This window comes from Algibacter marinivivus (assembly GCF_003143755.1).
GTDB classification, from domain to species: Bacteria; Bacteroidota; Bacteroidia; order Flavobacteriales; family Flavobacteriaceae; genus Algibacter_B; species Algibacter_B marinivivus.
Map to the genome: position 1 here is coordinate 471,818 of NZ_QFRI01000001.1, position 20,564 is coordinate 492,381.

At 32.7% G+C, this 20,564-nt stretch carries 15 protein-coding genes; 8 read left to right on the forward strand and 7 right to left on the reverse strand.

From position 1 onward, the window contains the following. The first annotated feature begins 14 nt into the window (after positions 1 to 14). The 4 genes from DIS18_RS02305 to rlmB all read left to right on the forward strand — a co-directional run bounded on the left by DIS18_RS02305 (position 15) and on the right by rlmB (position 4,095). On the forward strand, positions 15 to 1,463 hold the full coding sequence (locus tag DIS18_RS02305) for a SusD/RagB family nutrient-binding outer membrane lipoprotein (protein ID WP_109351418.1): 1,449 nt from the start codon (positions 15 to 17) through the stop codon (positions 1,461 to 1,463). An 11-nt stretch (positions 1,464 to 1,474) separates the two neighbouring features. Next, positions 1,475 to 2,329: a hypothetical protein gene (locus DIS18_RS02310; protein ID WP_109351419.1), complete on the forward strand. Its 855-nt coding sequence runs from the start codon at positions 1,475 to 1,477 to the stop codon at positions 2,327 to 2,329. Between the two features lie 28 nt (positions 2,330 to 2,357). Further along, positions 2,358 to 3,278 carry a hypothetical protein gene (locus DIS18_RS02315; RefSeq protein ID WP_109351420.1) on the forward strand — a complete coding sequence of 307 codons (921 nt, stop codon included), beginning with the start codon at positions 2,358 to 2,360 and terminating at the stop codon, positions 3,276 to 3,278. A 76-nt stretch (positions 3,279 to 3,354) separates the two neighbouring features. Next, a complete protein-coding gene (rlmB, locus tag DIS18_RS02320; protein WP_109351421.1) occupies positions 3,355 to 4,095 on the forward strand; it encodes a 23S rRNA (guanosine(2251)-2'-O)-methyltransferase RlmB in 741 nt (246 codons plus the stop codon). Between the two features lie 56 nt (positions 4,096 to 4,151). Here the strand turns inward: rlmB and DIS18_RS02325 are convergent, their stop codons facing one another. Further along, complete coding sequence (locus tag DIS18_RS02325; RefSeq protein ID WP_109351422.1) at positions 4,152 to 4,886, reverse strand: rhomboid family intramembrane serine protease; 735 nt, start codon at positions 4,884 to 4,886, stop codon at positions 4,152 to 4,154. 286 nt (positions 4,887 to 5,172) lie between these two features. Between DIS18_RS02325 and DIS18_RS02330 the strand changes: the two genes are divergently transcribed. Then, the gene (locus DIS18_RS02330) at positions 5,173 to 6,450 is read left to right on the forward strand and encodes a replication-associated recombination protein A (protein ID WP_109352559.1); all 1,278 of its coding nucleotides are present in this window, start codon (positions 5,173 to 5,175) and stop codon (positions 6,448 to 6,450) included. 119 nt (positions 6,451 to 6,569) lie between these two features. Here the strand turns inward: DIS18_RS02330 and DIS18_RS02335 are convergent, their stop codons facing one another. The 4 genes from DIS18_RS02335 to radC all read right to left on the reverse strand — a co-directional run bounded on the left by DIS18_RS02335 (position 6,570) and on the right by radC (position 10,182). Beyond that, positions 6,570 to 7,442: a hypothetical protein gene (locus DIS18_RS02335; RefSeq protein ID WP_109351423.1), complete on the reverse strand. Its 873-nt coding sequence runs from the start codon at positions 7,440 to 7,442 to the stop codon at positions 6,570 to 6,572. A 61-nt stretch (positions 7,443 to 7,503) separates the two neighbouring features. Continuing rightward, positions 7,504 to 8,193, reverse strand: coding sequence for a YjjG family noncanonical pyrimidine nucleotidase (locus tag DIS18_RS02340; protein ID WP_109351424.1), 690 nt, complete (start codon positions 8,191 to 8,193; stop codon positions 7,504 to 7,506). After that, positions 8,183 to 9,484, reverse strand: coding sequence for a polysaccharide deacetylase family protein (locus tag DIS18_RS02345; protein ID WP_109351425.1), 1,302 nt, complete (start codon positions 9,482 to 9,484; stop codon positions 8,183 to 8,185). The genes DIS18_RS02340 and DIS18_RS02345 overlap by 11 nt, the downstream gene beginning before the upstream one ends. Then, on the reverse strand, positions 9,484 to 10,182 hold the full coding sequence (gene radC / locus DIS18_RS02350) for a RadC family protein (RefSeq protein WP_109351426.1): 699 nt from the start codon (positions 10,180 to 10,182) through the stop codon (positions 9,484 to 9,486). Before radC ends, DIS18_RS02345 begins: the two co-directional genes overlap by 1 nt. Positions 10,183 to 10,268: 86 nt before the next feature. On the opposite strand from radC, the gene DIS18_RS02355 reads away from it, so the two are divergent. Beyond that, a complete protein-coding gene (locus DIS18_RS02355; protein WP_109351427.1) occupies positions 10,269 to 10,868 on the forward strand; it encodes an FMN-binding negative transcriptional regulator in 600 nt (199 codons plus the stop codon). Positions 10,869 to 10,881: 13 nt separating this feature from the next. Next, positions 10,882 to 11,343 carry a hypothetical protein gene (locus DIS18_RS02360; protein ID WP_146191784.1) on the forward strand — a complete coding sequence of 154 codons (462 nt, stop codon included), beginning with the start codon at positions 10,882 to 10,884 and terminating at the stop codon, positions 11,341 to 11,343. A gap of 28 nt (positions 11,344 to 11,371) precedes the next feature. On the opposite strand, the gene DIS18_RS02365 is transcribed toward DIS18_RS02360, so the two are convergent. Together DIS18_RS02365 and DIS18_RS02370 are read right to left on the reverse strand one after the other, a co-directional pair. Next, complete coding sequence (locus DIS18_RS02365; protein WP_109351429.1) at positions 11,372 to 12,727, reverse strand: UDP-N-acetylmuramate--L-alanine ligase; 1,356 nt, start codon at positions 12,725 to 12,727, stop codon at positions 11,372 to 11,374. Positions 12,728 to 12,934: 207 nt separating this feature from the next. Further along, complete coding sequence (locus tag DIS18_RS02370; RefSeq protein ID WP_109351430.1) at positions 12,935 to 13,885, reverse strand: tetratricopeptide repeat protein; 951 nt, start codon at positions 13,883 to 13,885, stop codon at positions 12,935 to 12,937. Between the two features lie 218 nt (positions 13,886 to 14,103). Between DIS18_RS02370 and DIS18_RS02375 the strand changes: the two genes are divergently transcribed. Further along, the gene (locus DIS18_RS02375) at positions 14,104 to 20,484 is read left to right on the forward strand and encodes an alpha-2-macroglobulin family protein (RefSeq protein ID WP_245925560.1); all 6,381 of its coding nucleotides are present in this window, start codon (positions 14,104 to 14,106) and stop codon (positions 20,482 to 20,484) included. Positions 20,485 to 20,564 lie beyond the last annotated feature (80 nt).

Below are 20,564 nucleotides of genomic sequence, written 5' to 3' on the forward strand. Positions count from 1 at the left end.
AAAATAAAAGAAAAATGAAAAAAAGTTTAAAGTATATAGGTATACTGTTTGCTACAATATTTATAGTATCATGTAGTGAAAGTTACCTAGACGTTAATACGGATAAAAACAGTCCAACTGGTGATGTTTTAGGTCCAGAACTTGTATTACCAATAGCACAATATTGGAGTGGAGAAATAGTTCAAAGAAACAGATATACCAACAATTTAGGTAATATGATGGTGTATAACTGGAGTCAATCTGATGGTTTCTCTTGGTATAATGACGAATTTTTATACAACGTTACTTCATCATTTTACCAAATAATTTGGACTAGATCTTATAGAGATGCTCTAAAACAATATAGAGTATTACAGAGCTATGGAGATCAATACGACAATTATAAAGCTATTGGTAAAATTATGGAATCTTATCATTTCCAAATTTTAGTAGATTTATATGGTGATATTCCTTATTCTGAAGCACTTCAAAGAGGTGGTAATCCAACTCCTGCTTATGATGATGCTGAAGCAGTTTACCAAGGAATTGTTAGTGAATTAGATATGGCCATGGCGTTAATAGATGGCGCTGATGGAAGTGATTTAGTACCTGGTAGTGATGACATTATGTTTGGTGGTGATATGGCTACATGGAAAAAATTTGCCAACACCGTTAAATTAAGAGTATTAGTTAGACAAGGAAGTGGGGATTTTACTGGAATGGCTTCAGTTGGTTTTATAGATCAAGAAGTAACAGTGCAACCAGGTTATGCTGTGGTTGAAAATCAACAAAACCCTTTTTGGAATGCTTTTGGTGCTGATTCTGGTGGAACCATAACAAATAACAATAATGCTACTTGTGCTACTCAATTTGTTTTAGATTATTTAGATGGTACTAGTGACTCAAGAATTAGTTACATATACGAAGAGCCAGCTACAGGTCATTTAGGTGTTGTTCAAGGTTTACAAGACTACGATGTTCCTATTGTTGATCAATTTGATCCTCAGTTTGTTTCTAACATAGGCCCTGGTATCTTAAAAGGCGCTACAATGCCTGCTGTAATATTCACATTAGCTGATGCTTACTTCTTACAGGCTGAAGCTATCTTAAATGGAGATTTAACTGGAGATGCTAAAGCTGCTTATGAAAGTGGTATTCAATCTTCTTTCTCTTACTTAGGTGACCCAGGTTTTTCAGATTACATCAGTCAACCAAGAGCTTTAGTTGCTTGGGATTCTTCGCCAAATAAATTGGAAGCAATTATTACACAAAAATGGATTGCTACTAATGGAATCGACGCGGTTCAATCATGGTTTGATTACACAAGAACTGGTTATCCTTCAGGTTTACCAATATCTTTATTAGCAACTACACCAGAAAGACCAGTGCGTTTATTCTATCCTGCTAGTGAATTAACAGCTAACGCAGCCAATGTTCCTCCACAGCCTAATGCATTTAATGATAAAATATTTTGGGCAAATTAAAAAAAAAGATTATGAAAAATTATATTAAACACATTACAATTTTACTTGTTTCGTTGATGTTTACTTCTTGTTTAGTAGATGATTCAGCGCCAAGTGATAACAACGACCAAGGACCAAACTTTGTTGGGTTCTCAACGGGATCATTTAATGCTACCGCTACTGCAGATGGTAGTACTTATGATTTTGTACTACCAATTGAAGTAAATGGACCAACATTTGAAGATGTAACAGGTGAATTTACAGCATCAATTTCTATTGATCCTTCATCAACAGCTGTTGAAGGTGTTCATTACCAATTACCAAACAAAACCGTAACAGTTTCTTCTGCAAATAACCTAATAAGCAATTTAGGGTTTACAGTTTTAACAGATGGTATAGAACCTCCTTTAGCTGAAACTCCTGTGTTAACTTTGAATATTAGTGAAGTTTCAAGTGGTCAAGTTGTTCCAAATGGTAGAACTGGCTCTATTGATATCAATTTATTATATTTATGTTCTTCTGAATTAGAGGGAGCGTATAGTGTATCTGTAAGATATGTAAGATCTTCATCAGGTATAGATCAAACTTACACTGGTTCAGACATTATCGACAAAACTGGTGATGGACAATATAGAACACGTGCTGCTGGTCACTGGGAAATCACTGGTGGACCTGGTGCAATTGGAGGAACTCCTGGTTTTGATTTTGTAGATGTTTGTGATCAAATTACTATACCAGCACAAAACTTAGTTAACCTTTACTCAAATATAGTTGAAGGTGTAAGTGGGTCAAGTAGTGTCAATCCTGATACTGGAGTAATAACATTTACTTACACGGTTTGTGCAAGTGATTGTAGAGAATATTTCGCTACATACACTCCACTATAATATTTTGTAAAACTATAAACGATTAAAGATGAAAAAAATTAAATATATATTAAACCTAGCTATTGTAGCACTTCTGATTGTTGGTTGTGATGCGGAAAAAGCTAGTGTAGATCCAGCTGATATAGGTAGTACAAGTAGATATCCTACTCCTACCTTTACTCTTACTGGTGGTAATACTACAGTAAACGAAAACAATCAAACCGTTTTTACTTATAACATTGTTTTGGATAAGCCAATCTCTGAAGCAATAGATTTTTCTATTGTTCAAACTGGTGGAAACGCTACGTTACATGAGGATTTTGAAGTAGAAAACGGTACTATTGCAGCTTATACAACTTCAACTCAAGTAATGGTAATGATACTTGATGATGAAGAGATTGAAGGTACTGAGACTGCTGAATTGACTATTGAAAGTGGACCATCTTTGGCAAATAAGTTTTTAGTTAACCCTAACACTTCTTTTCCATCAACAACTTTTACTATTCAAAATTCAGAAACTGATGATTTCAAAGTTCAATTAGATTGGGATGCTATTTATTTAGATTCAGATGGGGATGAGCATCATCTTTGTGATATGGATTTAGACTTAGAAATCTACACTGCAGATTTCTCAGGAATAGTAGCAACTAGTTACAGTAGCTGTCCAGAAGGAATTAGAATTCCTGCAGGAGCTTTAGCAGATGGTAATTACTGGTTAGTACCAAGTTTTTGGTCTACTGCTGGTGCTGTACCACCTGCAACAAATATAGATATCCCTGCTATGATTACATTTGCACAAGTTGGAGTTACAGATTCAACTGATGATTTAACTGGTGTTTGGGATACAGATACAGGAGGAGATCGTCAAGGTAATGCAGATGCATATTTAGTAAGATATGTATTAAATATTTCAGGTACTAGTTACACAGTTACTAATGTTGACTCTGGAGCTGTAGTTTTCCAAAACTAAGTTATCACAAATAAATATATTTAAATGATAAAAAAACCACTCTTTTTAAGAGTGGTTTTTTTATACCTTTACCCCAATGGAAAACCAAACACAAATATTCGGTATTAGAGCTATTATAGAAGCTATTAATGCTGGTGAAACTATAGATAAAGTATTTCTACAAAAAGGTGAAAGAGGTGAATTATTTAGCGAGTTAGAATCTCTTTTAAACAAGAAATCTATCAACAAATCTTATGTACCTATTGAGAAGTTAAATAGATTAACCAAGAAAAACCATCAAGGTGCTGTTGCTCAGATTTCTCCTATTGAGTTCCATGATATGGAAACCCTAGTTATGAATGTTATGGAATCTGGTAAAACACCACTTTTTCTTCTGTTAGATCAATTAAGTGATGTTAGAAATTTTGGAGCTATAATTAGAACTGCAGAATGTACTGGTGTAGATGGGATTATAATCCAAAAAAAAGGTGGCGCCCCTGTAAATGGTGATACCATTAAAACAAGTGCTGGTGCGGTGTTTAAAATTCCGATTTGTAAAGTAGACCATATTAAAGATGCCGTATTTTACATGCAGGCTTCTGGTGTAAAAGTTATTGCTGCTACTGAAAAAACAAATGATACACTTTATGATGTATCGTTTACTGATCCTTGTGCCATTATTATGGGGTCTGAAGGTAGGGGTATTAATCCGTCAACATTAAAAGTAGTAGATGCTAAAGCTAAACTCCCTTTGCTTGGTGATATTGAATCTTTAAATGTTTCTGTAGCTTGTGGTGCTTTTTTATATGAAGTGGTAAGACAGCGAAGAATTAAGTAAACAGTCGCAGTCATTCTCATCTAAATTTCAACAAAGTATCTTAAATATATTTTATACTAATCTTTTTCAGGATTTTCTTTTGTGAAATGATAATTGATATTGAGTTGCTCCTCCTCTATTTCAGGTTCAACAGTTTCTATAAAATTTCCGTTTTCGTCAAAATGTTTTAAAAAGGGATCATCGTCTTCATTATAATTTTCTTGTTCCCAAACATATTTTTTTGGTTTTGCAATTTCTTTCCTGAATAATAACGCGAATAATAAACCTGTAACTAATCCTGCCAGATGTCCTTCCCAAGAAATCCCTTTTTCAATAGGCAAAGTATACCAAATCATACTTCCGTATAGAAATATTACCATTAAAGATAAGGCTATAAGCCTGTAATGTTTAGCAAAAACACCTTTAAAAAATGTGAAGCTTACAAGGACATAGATAAGTCCGCTTACACCAATATGATAAGATGGCCTACCAATACACCAAGTAAGAAACCCTGATAGTAGTATACCGTAGATAATTACTTTCCAAGCAATATGCCTGTAGAAATAAAACAACGCCGTAGAAAGGACAAATAACGGTACTGTATTATGGTAAATGTGTTTGATATCACCATGAATAAAAGGGCTCAGTAAAACACCTCTTAATCCTTTAAGTGTTTGTGGATAAACTCCATATTTGCTAAAGTTGTAACCAAAGCGTACTTCGAACCAGAATACTAACCAAATAGTTAGCACAAAAAATATAGGATAAGCAACTACGCCAGTTGAGAATTGAAAATGTTCTCTGTTTTTCATAAAAATAAAGTTAGCAAATAGTTATCCAAGTTTGGATAATGTGCTAAATTGTCAGATGCGCCCGCGTGAGGGATTGCAGTGGAAAGCCCACAGCGAGGTACGAGCGAGGACTTGTAACAAAAAGCCCGACCCCCGATTTTTATTCGGGGGACACGCCAAAAACTTAAATAATTTTAAGTATTTATTTCTATTATTTTTCAAAGGACACACGTAGCATCCATTTAATTATTCTATTAGTTACTAACTTGTTCGTTATGGAAGTTTCATGTAATTTTGTTTTATGAATGTGAATGCCCCATTAGCGGAACGATTGCGGCCAAAAACCTTGAAAGACTACGTAAGTCAAGCACATTTGGTAGGAGAAGGTGGTGCACTATCACAGCATATAAAGCAGGGATTGATACCTTCGATGATTTTTTGGGGACCTCCAGGAACAGGGAAAACCACCCTTGCAAACATTATTGCCACAGAATCTGGCAGACCGTTTTATACTTTAAGCGCCATAAATTCTGGTGTAAAAGATATCAGAGAGGTTATTGATAAGGCGAAACAAAGTGGTGGATTGTTTACCACAAAAAACCCGATTTTGTTTATTGATGAGATTCATAGGTTTAGTAAATCTCAGCAAGACTCCCTTTTACAAGCCGTTGAAAAAGGCTGGATAACACTTATTGGAGCCACTACTGAGAACCCTAGTTTTGAGGTTATTTCTGCTCTTTTATCCCGTTGCCAAGTCTATATTTTAAATGCTTTTGATAAAGTTGATTTAGAAACCCTTTTAAAACGTGCCATTGAAACCGACGAGTATATTTCTAAAAAGAACATTACACTAAAAGAAACCAATGCTTTGTTAAGACTATCTGGTGGAGATGCTAGAAAACTGCTTAATATTTTTGAGCTTTTGGTAAACTCATACAACACAGATACTATAGAAATTACAGACGAAGCCGTTTTAGAAAAAATTCAAAATAACACCGTACGCTATGATAAAACAGGCGAACAACATTATGATATAATTTCGGCGTTTATAAAATCTATAAGAGGCAGCGACCCTAATGGCGCTGTTTATTGGTTGGCTCGTATGATTGAAGGAGGCGAAGACGTTAAGTTTATCGCGCGTCGTTTACTTATTTCCGCAAGCGAAGATATCGGAAATGCCAACCCCACGGCACTCGTAATTGCCAACAATACATTTCAGGCGGTAACCACCATTGGTTACCCAGAATCACGCATTGTTTTAAGCCAGTGCGCCACGTATTTAGCCTGTTCCCCCAAGAGTAACGCAGCATATATGGCTATTGGCAAAGCACAACAATTGGTAAAACAAACTGGTGATTTAAGTGTGCCTTTGGCTATCAGAAACGCCCCTACAAAACTCATGAAGGAGCTTGGTTATGGCGATAATTACAAGTACGCACACAACTACGAAAATAATTTTGCTAAAGAAGAGTTTTTACCAGAAGAAATTAAAAACGAAACCTTTTACGAACCTGGAAACAACACTCGCGAAAATGCACAACGCGAATTTTTAAAACAACGTTGGAAAGATAAGTACAACTACTAATTTTATTTATTGAGCGTTACCACAAGGGTCGGGCTTTTCAATACAATCTTTTTCTCGTGCCTCTAAAAAGGATTTCCATTACAATCCCTAACGCAAAGTTACGTTTTCAAAACAAACTTCTAGAACTTAATATTTAAAGTTTCCTGCTCCAAAGTGTTACCAGAATAATATTCAATAACCCAATCGTTCCCTTTCTTATAAATTACAGCACTATTTCCTTCAACAAGAAAAACATCCTTTAAATTAGTATGTTTGATTCTGTAAATCACCTTTGGAGAGCTATCTACCAACTGAAAACCGTTACCTATAGCCTGTGCATACAATACATTAGATACTCCTTGAATTACAGGAGTTTCACTTACCTTACTTTGTACTACAGTTTTAGCCTTCGGTTTTGCTACTTTTGGAGTACCCACTTTAGGTTTAGTAACTTCATTAACAACCTCTTTTTCTTTCTTTAAATTTTGTATTTCTTTTTTTAACTGCTTTATTTCTTCAGAAACCTCAGCATTAGCTTGAGACTTACTTGTTGTATTAAGAGATGTTATATTTTCATTGGGCTCATACTTATAATTCAAAGCTTCAATAGATCTAAATGCATCACGAATGGCTAAATTATAAGCAACTTTAAATTCCTTTTCTCTACTCTCACCAATTTTAGAAGTAAAAACAATTTTATCATTACAATCCCTAAGTTCAATTTTTAATTTCGTTTTAAACACACCAGATTCTTTGGTAACATCAGAGTTTAATGCTAGACATCTATTACCAATCAAATCTTCAGGATAATCAGAACCTTGTATCACAGCTTCAAATCCATATTTATTAAATAAAAATTGGGTCAAAGAATTAATCTGATATTGATCTTTCTCCTTTAAAAAATCAAATCTCTCAGGAACAATAATATATTTATAACTATTAATACTGCTTTGAGAAAATACAGAAGAAATTACAAAGCATGTGAGAATAATGGAAAAAAACTTAGTCTTCATATTATAAATTATTTATTCTATTTGTAAATATAGAGTTTGCTTTTAAGCTTAATAATAAAACTTAAAGATATTTTTTTAATTGTATTAAATTATTTATTTGTCTAATATTACTATCAATAGTTGTATTGTAGATATCAAAATAAACAACATCCATACCAATGTTTATTGCTCCTAAAACATCAGCCTCATAACTATCGCCAATCATAACACTGCTACTTGCATTAGTATTTGCAAGATCCAAAGCATAATTAAATATTACAGGGTTTGGTTTTTTTACGCCTGCATTTTCAGAGTTAGTAATCGTATCAAAATAATGTTCAATTTTTGAATGACTCATTTTTTTATACTGTACCTCATCAAACCCATTGGTTATAATATGTAATTTATAATTTTCACTTAAATAATCTAAAATTTCAAATGTGTTTTCAAAAAGATGGTTAAATGTGCTTAAATATGTAATATAATCTTCTGATAATTTATATACTAAATCATCATTTGCTTCAAAATTAATAACCTTAAAAGTTTCATTTAATCTCGTAAAACGTAAATCTTCCTTTGCAATTTTATCTTCTCTATAAAGCCTCCAATATTTTAAATTAATTGGTACATACTGAGTTAAAAAATCATCAATATTGACATCTACACGATTAATTTTGAATATTTTCTCAAATGTTAATGCAGAGTTTTTATCAAAATCCCAAAGCGTGTGGTCTAAATCAAAAAACACATCTGTAATACCTTTAAACTTCATTAGGAGATTCTAATATTAGGTTAAACAATTCTTTAAAGCCTTTCCATTGCTTTTCATCACCAAACGTATAATTATGAAAAACAGGAACAAACTCACCATCAACCTCTTTAATTTCGGATATCATTTCGTTTAAAACCTTTTTCTTGTCAAGTAAAGATTTATGCTTTAATAAAGCATGGTCCATAAAATGGTATGGAGTTATTTTTAACGGTGTTTGAACCTCATAATCTAAATCGTAAAATAAGAAAGATGTACAAGAACCTGCTCTAAATCCAATATGATTTACATAACCCATAGTGTAATCCTCTTTTATTTCTAATGCAATTAAATTTCTGTAAGTCTCAGGTAAATTTAATTTAGAAAAAGATTGTCTGGAAGCTTCTAAATTGGTATTTAAAATTTCTTCTATTCTTTTCTTCTCTTTTTTAAGAAGCGTATCATTATCAAGAGCAAAATAAGATATTTTCAAACCTATTTTACAATAGTCACCTACGTGTTTAATAAGTGATACAAACTTCTTTTTATTCGGGTTAATTCCTTTATCATACGTAGAATAATCACCAATTAAAAAAAAGAATAGAAATTTAAACTGAGAGGTTTTTTGTCTATTAATCAAATATTTAAACGTATCAAAAGGATCATGTCTAAAACCAAGAAGCACGGTAAATCTGGTATATAAGCTTTTAAGTCTTAATCTTGAAAAATCCTTTAAAGCACCTCCAAATGTTCGCATAATACCTTTCAACTTATAGTTATAAGCACTTGGTACATCTATTACTGGTTTTATTTTATAAGTCCGTTTTGGGAATTTAAATTCTGGAAACTGCTTTTGTAATGCGTCTCTAAATTTATATGCCCAAATATCTACAACGGGTTGTTTCAAAAAGCCTTCTTTAAAAGCTAAACTTTCTTTAGCTGTAAAACGTCCATACTCGTCTTTTACGTGCGGTAAATATTCTTCATATCTGGATAGCAAATAAAATGATGCAGAAAAAATATCAAAAGGGATAGCGCTCTTCTCTCCAAGTGAAAAAAAACATTTAGTGTTTTCCCATTGATGGATATTAATATCAATATCACTTAAACCTTGCTCAAATAAAATCTCATGACTTTTAATAAAAAACTCATTACCCAATTGTTGTTTTGTGTAAGACATTTTTAAACTATCATGAGCAATAAAGGCTTCTATTTTAGTAGTAAACCCAACTTTAACACCTAAAATTCTGGTACAAATATGTTTGAATACATAATTTAATCTGGGCGATATTTTATGAGTATAAACTAAAAGCATTAAAGTAGAGTTTCATCAGCAAAACTAAAGTATGCTTTTTCTGTTATAATCAAGTGGTCTAAAACTTTTATATCTAAACTTTGTGCCGCAGTTTTTAATTTTTGGGTAATTTGCTTATCTGCTTCACTAGGTTTTAATGTTCCAGATGGATGATTATGAGCTAGAACAAGTCCCGTAGCTCCAACTTCCAAAGCATTTTTAAGCACTAATCTTACATCTACTAAAGTACCAGTAATGCCTCCTTTACTTAATTGGTTTTTATGAATCACTTTATTGGAGTTATTTAGGTAAATAATCCAAAACTCTTCGTGTTCTAATTCACCAATAATAGGTTGCATCAATTCAAAAACCGATGCACTAGATGCAATCTTCTTTTTCTCTAGAGCTTCTTCTCCCCTACGTCGTCTCCCTAATTCTAGTGCTGCAATAATACTTATGGCTTTAGCTTCACCAATACCTTTAAACTCCATAAGTTGTTTAATAGAAAGCTTTCCTAGTTCGCTTAAATTATTATTGGTACTTGACAAAATACGTTTGCATAAATCTACAGCGCTTTCTTCACGGTTTCCAGAACCTATTAAGATGGCAACAAGTTCCGCATCACTTAAAGCGGATTTACCTTTGTAAAGTAATTTTTCACGTGGTTGATCGTCTTGACTCCAGTTTTTTATTGAAAATGACGATGGTTTTTCTTGCATTGGTTAAAGATAAATATTGTAAATTTCAGAAGCAATAGAATTATTAACTAAAATAAATTCACGCTTTCGCTGAAAGAACAAACACTTTGAAATATCCACCAAAACATCATCAAGACAACGATATTAATCACATGATTGAAGTGATTAAAACCTATCCTTTAGCAACAATTATTTCAGTTAAGGATAATAAACCACTAATAACACACTTACCGTTAATTTACAATGAAGCTGGCAAACTCATTGGGCATATTGATATTTACAATCCGCAGGCAGAACTCATGAAAGACGATAATGATCTCACAATCATTTTTTCTGGCCCGCAATGTTATATTTCCCCAAGTGTTTATGCTTCAAAACAATTACCAACATGGAATTATATTAAAGTACATCTAAAAGGAAAAGTAAAAGCCATTGAAAGTAAAGAGGCGCTAAAACAATCTTTAATTACCATGACTGAGTTTTTGGAAGCTCCAGACCATAAATACGTTTTAGAGCCTGATAATCGAGCCATGAAAGGCTATCTAGATTATATAAAGATGTTTGAAATTACAATTGAGTCTTGGGAAGGAAAATTTAAACTCTCTCAGGATAAAAAACCACAAGATGTTGAAAATGCTAGAACAGAATTAGTGAGGGCTAACCAAGAGAGTGTTGAGGCTTTTTTGGAGAAGTGTTTTAAGATTTAATTTTTTTTAAATGATGAATAAAAGAAAAATAATATTGATCCATTTATCATTATTTATAGCACTTACTATTGGATTATTGTTGTCATCTGAGGTTATTCTAAACTATTTTGCAGCAGGAATTCACAATGTCAACATGTGGATTGATTTAATGACTTTTGGAACATTAGGAATTCTATTTTTTACAGTAGTGTCATGTTTAATTTTTTTAAAAAAAATTAAACTAATTGGAGTTATAATTGCTTTGATAAATTTATTTTGGATTTGGTTTAGCTTAAGACTACTATATAAATATCATTTCACTAAATTTTACCCAACATATTATATTCCAAATTGGATTCTAATGATGAATTCGATTTTTTCAATAATTGGGATTATAATTGGAGTGAAAGTTATAAGTAAAAAAATAAGTTTAAAAAAAGCTTTACTAAGCTCTGCTTTTTTAATAATAGCAGGAGTGATAACTCAATTAGCTTAGAAGTTATAACAAATTGAAGATAATAAACCTAACCTATTAAGTTTTTAACCTCATCAAAATCCAAACCACCATAATTACCAGAACTCATCAATAACAAGGCTTTATCATCAAATTTTTGTGAGAAGAGAAAATCTTTAAAATCGTTTGGGTTAGTGTAGATAATTAAATCGTCTCGCTGAAACGCATTAGCAATTTGCTCGTGAGTAACTTCTTCAAGTTTTTTAATTTCTACGGCATGTGGCGAATAAAAAACCACAGCAACATCTGCAGCATCAAGTGCGCCTTTATATTCTTTTAAAAACTCTGCATTTAAACTACTGTAGGTATGTAATTCTAAACAAGCTACTAGAGTTCTGTTTTCATACTGCTCTTTTACAGCGTTTGTGGTAGCCTCTACTTTACTGGGCGAGTGTGCAAAATCTTTGTAGGCTACACTGGTTTTACTTTCGGCTATTTTTTCTAAACGTTTACTAGCACCTTTGAAGGTTGAAATGGCTTCGTAGAAATCGTCTTCATCAACTCCCATATGTTGGCAGATCCATTTGGCGCCTGCTAAATTGTTTAAGTTGTGTTTCCCGAAAACCTCGATTGGCAATTCGCCTTCTGGAGTTTCAAGAAGTGTTTGTCCGTTTTCAACACTGTATTCTGGTGTTTTGTATGCTATTTTACGAATAGTGTTCTCGCTTGCTTCTACTAGACGTTTTACTTCTGGATCTTCTTCGTTGTAATTAATGCTTCCTCCTTTTACAATTGAGTCTACGAAAATGCTAAACTGATCTACATAATTTTCGTAGGTTGGAAAAACGTTAATATGATCCCATGCTATACCACTCAATAGCGCAATGTTGGGTTTATATAAATGAAATTTTGGACGTCTGTCAATTGGAGAGCTTAAATACTCATCACCTTCTAGAACAATAAAATCGTTAGTTTCGGTAAGTTTTACCATCACATCAAAACCTTCAAGTTGCGCACCAACCATATAATCTACTTCTCTATCATGATAATGCATAACATGCAAAATCATAGAGGTTATGGTTGTTTTTCCATGGCTTCCACCAATAACTACACGAGTTTTATGTTTAGATTGCTCGTACAAAAATTCTGGGTAGCTGTATATTTTAAGTCCGAGTTCTTGAGCTTTTAATAATTCTGGATTATCTTCTTTGGCATGCATTCCTAAAACAATAGCATCAAGATTTGATGTTATTTTCTCTGAGTACCAACCAAATGTTTCTGGCAATAAACCTTTTGCATCTAATCTGGATTTTGAGGGCTCAAAAATAGTATCGTCACTCCCAGTTACTTTGTATCCTTTGTTATGTAATGCTAATGCTAGATTGTGCATTGCTGCTCCACCGATGGCTATAAAATGTACGTTCATGATTTGGTTTTGAATTCAAAAAATATCATTTCAAATAATTCCGATAGATTGAAACTAAATGATGAAGTAAATATATGAATTGAAGTTGGAAGGATAAAGACGGAAGACGGAAGTTTTTTGCGTTAGGGATTGTAATGGAAATCCTTTTTTGATGCACGAGAAAAAGATTGTATTGGAAAGCCCGACCCTTGTGGTAACGCCCAAATTTTAAAGATTCAAAATTTTTTGCTTTTGCGTTTTAAATGGCTTGATTTTGGGTAGCTGTGCGATTGCCAAATTGATATGTTTTAATGCTTGAGTTTTGTTGTTTTTAAGCGTGTGAATTTGTGCTAAACGGTAATGCGCCCAGGCCTTAGGAACGCCATCTGCAGCTGAATAATTTTTGAGGTAGGTTTGTAGACATTGCTCCCCTTTACTGAGTTGAATATTGTACTCTGCCGCCACCTTACCAATTTGATAGTGCAACGCATTGCGCTGATGCTTTTTTTGAGCTTGCTCTATGGTAGAAATGGCTTTTTCTGGTTGTTTTTTGTTTTCGTAAAAGGTTGCAAGCTTATTAAAACACGTGAGCGACCCCCCTTCTTCAATAGCCATTTTATAATACTTCTCCGCTAATTCTGGTTCGTTATCATATTCGTAGACGTAACCTTTTGCTAAATAACCATCTACTTTTGAGAGCGCCTCTAACTCATTAGCATATTTTAACGATTTATTTTTACTACCGCCAAAAATACCCGGAAGTTGCATGTATAATTCTACCAACGCCCAACGTGCATCAATGTGGTTTTCATCTAACTCTGCAGCTTTAGTAAACGCATTTTTTATATCTCCAATTATACCCAGAGCTTTGAGTTTATTTTGGAGTGCTTTCATACCCAAAACGCCACCATATTTATAGTGATAATTGGCTATATTAGGATTAGTTTTAACCAATTTCTTGTACTCTACAATAGCATCATCCCATTTTTTTTGATGCCCATAAGCATCGCCTAAAAGCTCTGTAGCCTTTAAATGATTTGGGTGTTCTTTTAAAAAATTTGTAATTTGAGTTTCTGCCTTTTTAAATTGCTTTTGTTGAAAGAGCATCTCTACCCCATCAAGAGTTACTTGAGAGAATCCCATAAGCGGAAATAATAGAAGGAGCACTATTTTTTTCATATCAACTTAAGTCGAAAACACAAAAATAAACTTTCTTAGGCAGTTTATTTTCTGATTAAGATAATCTTAAGAATTTACCATTTTAGTCATATAGATAAAGTCTATTTTACCATGAAAATGATTAACTTCACTCACCCAACGTCTCCATTTACTAATTTATTGTTTTTTTGGAATGGCTTTTGAAGATACATTAGAGACAAAATTAAACATATACTGAAATGAATTCAGCACAAGTGAAGCAATCACTATTTTTATTTATGATTATACTATTTTCAACGATTTCTCAAGCCCAAAATCCTAACTATCAAGATTTATGGACTAATGTTGATAAATTTGAAGTTGACGGTTTACCAAAGTCTGCACTAAAACTTGTTAATGATATTGAGAAACAAGCTTTTAAAGATGATAACCATCCGCAACTTATAAAAACCATGCTTTTTAAAAGTAAGTATGCGTTGGTTTTAGAAGAAGATGCGCAACTTAGTATTATAAATGATTTTAAGGCTAAAATTGCTAAAAGCGAATTTCCAACTAAAAATATTCTAGAAAACTTATTGGCTAATTTATACTGGCAGTATTTTAACCAACATAGATGGCAGTTTTATAACCGTACCAAAACATCTGAGAAAGTAGATACTGAAGATTTTAGAACTTGGGATTTACAAACGCTTTTTAGTGAAATTCATGTGCATTACCAAAATTCGTTAGAGAATGGTTTAATGCTACAACAGGAGTCTTTAAAAACCTATAATGTTTTGTTAAATGAACAGAAAGGGTCTAAAATATATCGCCCTTCCCTTTTTGATTTTTTAAGCCATAACGCCTTAGCGTTTTATAAGACGAACGAAACACAAATTACCAAACCTGCTTATAAATTTGAGATTGATAATCCTGGTTTTTTAGCTGATGCTGAAACGTTTTCTACTTTAAACATAGAATCAAAAGACTCGACCTCGTTACAACTAAACACTTTAAAAATTTACAAAGAACTGATTCGTTTTCATCTGAAAGATGAATCGCCTTTTGCATTAGCTGATGTTAATATTGAACGTTTAAAATTTGTTAACCAACATGCAACATTTTCTGATAAACAAGATATTCTTTTAAAAGCATTGACTGCTGAAAGCAAAAAGAATAAAGCACATGAAATTTCTAGTTTGTATGATTTTGAAATAGCTTCTATTTACTATCAGCAGAGTCAATCTTATCAGCCAAAAACTAATGAAGAACAGCGATGGAAAGCAAAAGAAGCTTTAGACATATGTAATCAAGTTATTTCTAAATTTCCAAAAAGTAAAGGTGCTGAAAAATGCACCATATTAAAGTCGCAAATTGAACAACTAACGCTTCAAATTACTACCGAAGACTTTTTACCTATTCAGCATCATGCTAAATTATTATTGAGGTACAAGAATTTAGACGACTTAAAATTCAATATTTATAAAATCTCTGAAAATCAATATAAAAAGTTTATAAAGACATACAGAAAAGATGAGCAACTGCAGTTTATTAAAAATTTAGATGCCCATGTAACTTGGAATTCTAAATTAAAAAATGAAAAAGACTACCAAATGCATTCCACTGAAGTTTTATTACCAAAGCTTAATAATGGCAGGTATTTAGCAGTCGCATTTGTAGATAATAAACAAGACACTTTTGCTTTTTCAAACCTACAAGTTACAAACATGGCTTTGGTTGAAACCAATACTCCTAACCATAAAATTTTTCAAATTATAGATAGAAATAATGGAACTCCTATTACTAATGCAAAAATTGAAGTTTCTTATGATTCTAGAAATGTAAAAAAGAGATCTTCAAAAAGTTATTCCACAAATCAATTAGGTGAAATTAAAATTGAAAAAGACAAGAATTGGTATAACGACATTAACCTTAAAGTAGAATACAATAATGACATCGCCTATTTTGGCAACTTCTACATCAATCAAAAACGCAATCAACCTGAAGAAAGTATTAGTTACAAATCCTTTTTATTTACTGACAGAAGTATTTACAGGCCAGGACAAACTGTTTATTTTAAAGCGATTGCTATGAAAACTCTTGATGGAAAATCAGAAGTTTTAGTAAACGAAAATGTATATGCTGTTTTATATAATGTGAATGGTGAAGAGGTAAAAGAATTAAATTTTAAAACTAACGATTTTGGTTCTATTTCGGGAGAATTTATTTTACCAAATAATGGATTGAATGGGCAATATCATATTGAATTTGATACTGAATCTGGTTTTAATATGGATAGCTATACCTATTTCTCAGTAGAAGAATACAAACGTCCAAAATTTGAAACCAAGTTTAAACCTATTACTGAAACTTTTAAAATTAACGACTCGGTTACTGTTAAAGGAAACGCATTAGCTTATGCAGGTAGTAATATTACAGACGCTAAAGTAGTATATCGTGTAAAAAGAAACGTGCAATATCCACGTTGGTATTTTTGGTATAGACCTTGGGTAAATAGTGAACCTCAAGAAATCTCTCATGGTGAAACTACAACCAATAATAAAGGCGAATTTGAAATTACGTTTAAAGCCATTCCTGACCAAAGTGTAGACAAAAGTAGCTTGCCTATTTTTAATTACGAAGTGACAGCAGATGTTACCGATTTAAATGGTGAAACCAGAAGCGCTACAACTATTGTAAATGTGGGTTATCATGCATTAATAGCTAATATGAGTATTGATAGTGCTTTGGATAAAACCAAAAAGAATCATAATATTTCTATTGACACTAAAAATCTTAATGGCGAATTTGTTCCAGCAAAAGGAACGGTGAAAATATACAAACTTAAAGCGCCAAATACTGTTTTAAGACCACGACCATGGGCAGCTCCAGATTATAAAGGGTTTTCTGAAGAAGATTTCAAAAAACTATTTCCGCATGAAGCTTATGATAACGAACAGCATTCTAATAATTGGGAAAAGGGTAAACTCGTTTTTGTTTCCTCTTTTAACACAGGAAATGAAACAACACTTAATCTTGGTAAAATAAAGAAATGGCAATCTGGTGAATACGTTATTATTCTAGAAAGCAAGGACAAATTTGGGCAATTAGTAAAAGATGAAATTAAAACGATGCTTTATAGTGAAGATGATAAAACGCCTGCGGATAGCCAATTGTTTACAATTTCGAATGATAAATCGTCTTATAATATTGGAGATACCGCAAACATATCCATAGGTTCTGCGGCTAATAATGTATCGGTTACGGTTACTATTGAAAAGGATAAAAACATCATCAAAACAGAGATTATTAAGCTAAATGCTAATAAAAAAACAATCTCTATTCCTGTTAATGAAAATGATTTAGGTGGTTTTGTGGTACATTATAGTTTTGCTGTTTTTAATAGTTTTAAATCTGGTTCACTAGCTATTTCAGTGCCATATCCTAAAACTAACTTAGAAATTGAAACGCTTACCTTTAGAGACAAATTACAACCAGGAACTGACGAAACTTGGCAATTTAAAATTAAAGGCCCTTATGGCGACAAAGTAAGTGCAGAATTGTTAGCAAGTATGTATGATGCTTCTTTAGATCAGTTTAAACCACACGCTTGGAATTTTAACCCTATCAATAATCCTGTTTATTATTCTAGAAGCAGCAGAAACGCTAATCGTAGTTTTGGAACACAAAGTTTTAGAGTGTATAATAATAAGTCGCGAATAAGTTACCCACAACAATATTATGACCAGTTGAATTGGTTTGGGTTTAGTTTTAATAATAATCGCTGGGTTTACAATAACTATATAAATCAACTTAAAAGAAAGTATGAAGTCAAAAACATACTCAGTTATGACGATTCATTAAAAAAAGGAATAGTTACAGGGATTGTTTATGACTATACGGGCTCTCCAATGCCGGCTGCTAATGTTATAATTAAAGGAACATCAATTGGAGTAACAGCAGATTTCGATGGAGAATTTTCAATAAACGCTAAAGAAAATGACATATTAGAAATAAGCTATGTCGGATACATAAATAATGAAATCAAATTAGACAAAAATAACCGCTTATTGATTTATATGATTGAAGATACTCAAGGACTCGATGAAGTTGTTATTTCCGCTATGGGTGTTAAAAGAGAAAGCAAAAGTGTCGGATACGCTGTTAATGCTGCCAAAGTTGAATCTTATAATGAAGCAGAAAATGATGTTTCACTAGATTTAATTGGTAAGATACCCGGAGTACAAATTAATAGTGACTCCTTATCTAATGAGAAAACCAACAAGCAACAAACCTTCGACAACATCAAAATCCGTAAAAACCTTCAAGAAACCGCCTTTTTCTTTCCACAGTTAAAAACAGATGAAGCAGGAAATATAAGTTTCAGTTTTACAACACCTGAAGCTTTAACCCAATGGAAATTACGATTATTAGCAAACACTAAAACTTTGGAAAGTGCTACTAAAACATTAACCACAGTCACTCAAAAAGAGTTGATGGTAATTCCAAATGCACCACGTTTTTTACGTGAAGGTGATGACATTACAATAAGTACCAAAATTGCTAATCTTACAGAAAAAACACTTTCAGGCGAAGCTAAATTAATTTTAACAGATGCTATTTCAGGGAAAGATATCACTTCAAAGCTTGTCAGGTCAAGCGCAGTCGAGACCTTTTCAGTAGAAAAGGAAAATAACACTCAAGTTTCATGGATGCTAAGCATTCCTGATAACGTGCAAGCAGTACAATACAAAATTGTTGCTAAATCTGAAGATTTTAGCGATGGGGAGCAAAATGCATTACCAGTACTTTCTAACAGAATATTGGTTACCGAAACATTACCTATGTGGGTAAGAAGTAACCAAAGCAAAACATTCTCTTTAGATAAATTAAAGACAAACACGTCTTTAACTTTAAAGCATCATAAATTGACTTTGGAGATGACCTCTAACCCTGCGTGGTATGCAGTTCAAGCACTTCCTTATTTAATGGAATACCCTTATGATTGTAATGAGCAAACATTTTCGAGATATTATGCTAATGCGTTAGCAAGTCATATTGCAAACTCTAATCCTAGAATTCAAGAGGTATTCAACCAATGGAGAAATACCGATGCACTACTTTCAAATCTAGAAAAAAATGAAGAGCTCAAATCTATTTTAATTCAAGAAACGCCTTGGTTACGTGATGCACAAAGTGAAACTGAGCAGAAAAAACGTATTGCGTTATTATTCGATTTGAATAAAATGAATAATGAATTACAATCTGCTTTAAATAAACTGAAAGCAAATCAAAAGCCATCTGGAGCTTGGGCTTGGTTTAAAGGTGGTAGAGAAAATCGATACATTACGCAACATATTATTACTGGTTTTGGTCATCTTAATAAACTAAATGTCACCCTGAGCGCAGTCGAAGGGTCTCAAATGCTTCAAAAAGCCATCAATTATTTGGATAATGAATTTGTAAAAGAGTATAAAGACATTAGAAAATACGACTCAAAAATCGATTTAAGTAAAGACCACTTAAGTTATACACAACTACATTATTTATATATGCGAAGCTTCTTCCCAGATATTAAAAAATCAAAAGAAGTTGAAAATATATCCGAGTATTACCAAACGCAAATTCAAAAGTATTGGCTATCCCGTTCGTTATACTCTAAAGGGTTAATGGCTTTAGTGTCTCATAGAAATAAAGATTCGAAAACAACTTCGAAAATTTTAAAATCTTTAAAAGAAACGAGTATTACATCTGAAGAATTAGGCATGTATTGGAAAGCAAATACTAATTCGTGGTATTGGTATCAAGCGCCTATTGAAACGCAAGCCTTACTTATTGAAGCTTTTAGTGAGATTGAAAATGATACCGAAACTATTGATAATCTAAAAATATGGTTGCTTAAAAACAAGCAAACCAATCGATGGAAAACAACAAAAGCAACTACAGATGTTGTTTATGCTTTATTGCTTCAAGGTAGTGATTGGCTATCTGTTACTGAAATGGTTGACGTGGTTATTGGCGGACAACAAATTGAACCTTCAAAACTTGAAGCCGTAAAAATTGAAGCTGGAACAGGCTATTACAAAACATCTTGGAATACTTCTGAAGTTAAACCAGAAATGGCAGATGTAACCATATCTAAAAAAGGAAAAGGTGTTGCTTGGGGCGGTTTACATTGGCAATATTTTGAAGATTTAGACAAAATAACCTCAGCAGAAACACCGCTTAAGCTAAAGAAAAAGTTATTCTTAAAAACCAATACTGATACTAGTGAAGAAATCTCAGAAATCGCTTCCGAAACTGATTTAAATGTTGGTGATTTAGTTAGAGTGAGGATTGAATTACGAAGTGACAGAAATATGGAATTTGTTCACATGAAAGATATGCGCGCTTCTGGATTAGAACCTGTAAATGTATTAAGCCAATATAAATGGCAAGATGGTTTAGGGTATTATGAAAGTACAAAAGATGCCTCAACAAATTTCTTTTTTGATTATTTACCAAAAGGCGTATATGTATTTGAATATGATTTAAGAGTGAATAACGCTGGAATTATGAGCAATGGCTTTACTACAATTCAAAGTATGTATGCCCCTGAATTTAGCAGTCATAGTGAAGGCACACGAATTCAGATTAAATAAGAGTTTTGTTGGTTTAAACACTTTGTTTCGACAAAGTTTGAGATGGTTTTGTTTACAATTTACTATCTTTCAGATTACTA